Annotated in this window: 3 protein-coding genes; all 3 read right to left on the bottom strand. The window is 30.3% G+C overall.

Annotated features, from left to right (window positions below):
• Positions 1 to 13 precede the first annotated feature (13 nt).
• The 3 genes from C200_RS13605 to C200_RS13595 all read right to left on the bottom strand — a co-directional run bounded on the left by C200_RS13605 (position 14) and on the right by C200_RS13595 (position 1985).
• Positions 14 to 1075, bottom strand: a complete 1062-nt coding sequence (locus C200_RS13605) for a hypothetical protein (RefSeq protein WP_016212137.1) — start codon at positions 1073 to 1075, stop codon at positions 14 to 16.
• Positions 1076 to 1150: 75 nt separating this feature from the next.
• Positions 1151 to 1396 carry a hypothetical protein gene (locus C200_RS13600; RefSeq protein ID WP_016212139.1) on the bottom strand — a complete coding sequence of 82 codons (246 nt, stop codon included), beginning with the start codon at positions 1394 to 1396 and terminating at the stop codon, positions 1151 to 1153.
• Positions 1368 to 1985, bottom strand: a complete 618-nt coding sequence (locus C200_RS13595) for a hypothetical protein (RefSeq protein ID WP_052133294.1) — start codon at positions 1983 to 1985, stop codon at positions 1368 to 1370. Before C200_RS13595 ends, C200_RS13600 begins: the two co-directional genes overlap by 29 nt.
• Positions 1986 to 2233: the final 248 nt, after the last annotated feature.

The following is a 2233-nucleotide window of genomic DNA, read 5'->3' as shown; positions in this document are numbered from 1 at the left end:
CATATCTGGAGTTTTACAGCTTAACACTGTTTGATTGGCCTGAAGAGCTATTCTTTTTTTCTAAAGATTTATGATAAATAAATTCTGGCTCATCTGAACTTTTAAAATTATCATATGATAAATCCTTTGTATCAAAGAAAAAACATGTTGAAGGGCTATTAGCCATTTGCTCTCGCTTACTTTGCCAGTGTTTAACACTATCTGACGAATGTAGAAGGCTTCCCTCATTTCTGGCAATATCAGTTAAAGTTACCCCTAATTTTGTTCCTAATTGTGCTTCTGGTCCAGACTTAAGAATCCAACTATCCACTTTAAATTCAATTAAATGTTGTTGAATCAATCCTTTCTCATCAATATGACCAAAAGCTATTTTATCAGGGTGGTTTTTACACTTTCGGGCGATACAACCTTTATGGTGCTGGAGAAAAGATTTAGCTTCAGAAAATGAAATATCTTCACATATATTATTTTTTTCTAAGGTAAGTGCATCAAGAATAGTTTGAATATTATTTTTGCTTGTCAAATCTTCTAAGGCTGCTTTTAAAAAGCCCGGATGATCAAGTGATTTTTCAATATATTCTTGATTAAAGTCAAGTTTTATTGCATCTTTAAAACATGAAGGATTGCATAAAATTTTATTAAAATATTCTTTACTTAAATTAAGTTTTTTTACTTTATCCCAAGAATATAATTTATTAAATTCATCTAATGCAAGTGTAAAATTTAATGCTATTACATCTTTCATAATTAAAGTTATATAGCTAACTATAGCTGGAGCCTTACCCTTATCTTTACTTTTTTTACTCTTCAACATATCATTAAGCTGTGTTAAGAGTGTATTTTTACATTGAGCGACTTGCAATGTAGGGTCACTTACAGATTCTGGATTAAAGTAATGCTCCATAAAAAGCTCAGTTAATGATGTATCACATGTTTTCTTTAGTGCCTCAAGAGTGAAATCTATATTTGACCTAATATATTTATATTTTTCTTTATTTTTAGGGTCAACTTCATTATAAAATTCTTTAATTTTAGTTTCTAATTGAGTTTTATTTATTTCAATAAACTTTGGCATTTTAAACCTCATACTTTAATTTAAATTTATAAAAACATTTTTTGAAAAACTTTATTTTTCCTAGATCTTAAATTATTATTCAGGAATTAGCTGCATGAACTTTCTGTCTTGACTACCGGTGGCATCATAGTTGTGAGTTTCTTGGCATGATACCGCAGAACATAAGTCCCTTAATGTTTGACAATCTCCAATTACTAATTTTTTATGTTCCGGTATATCAAGACTTTTAAAAGATTCTTTAATTTTTAAAAAAATTTCATTTTTTTCTTGCTTATGCTCTTGTTTATACTTATTAAGAACTAATTCTCTCTCTTTCTGCAACAGTTAGACTTTTTGTAGTTTGGCTACTATAGTGCATTGTCTTGGGGGAGGCACTTGAATAATATTGTCTAGTGCCTTCTTGAGCTTGTTCATGAATTACTTTTTGTAGATCTTGAATATATTGGGTTCCATCAGTTAAGTCACCGCAGTTGTTATCTACATAAATTGCTCTAAAGCCAGCTTTTCGTGCTAAGTTAACATGTTTGTAATTGTTGTCAATTAGCATAGTATTGAAATAGGGCTGATTGTTTGCAATCTGTTTAAGTGCTGAAGTTTTGTCTTCTGTATCGTAGTAGTGTTGAAAATGCTCACCTAAATCAATGCTGTATTCAGTTTGAAAAAACTGTTTTAATTCCTGTTTTTTTATACTGCCAGCGGTGATAAAAGCGATTTCATTACCATTTTTTAGGATGTCTTGAATAATTTCTTTCATTGCTTCTTTTTGTACCCTATAACAAATCTTAAATTTTTTGCAACAGTGCCGGTCGTAGTGTGAACATGTTTTATAAACTGAATTCAGTGAATTTAGCTCTTCGGCGTGACAAAGCAATGTTTGGTCTAGGTCAAATGTAAAGATCATTTTTGGCATAGCTCTCACCTTTAAACTGTTGATGTTTGTAAAGCGCGATCTTCTTAATGTTATATTTACATTGAAACTATGAGATTTGCAGCCTTAAAAAAAATTTTTTTTTAATATATAACTCACCTTACGCACTGACATGATAAACAAGGCACTGTTGCGAAAAATTATAGTGAACTTCAGAAAGGTTATTTTCTTGTGCTCTCTGCTTAGAATTAAGCAGCTAATCCAAATAATTTATCAATGAGCTGATTTTG

This window comes from Piscirickettsia salmonis LF-89 = ATCC VR-1361 (genome assembly GCF_000297215.2).
Taxonomy (GTDB): domain Bacteria; phylum Pseudomonadota; class Gammaproteobacteria; order Piscirickettsiales; family Piscirickettsiaceae; genus Piscirickettsia; species Piscirickettsia salmonis.
Note: the sequence above shows the minus strand (reverse complement) of the source record. Positions and strands in the feature narration are given on the sequence as shown.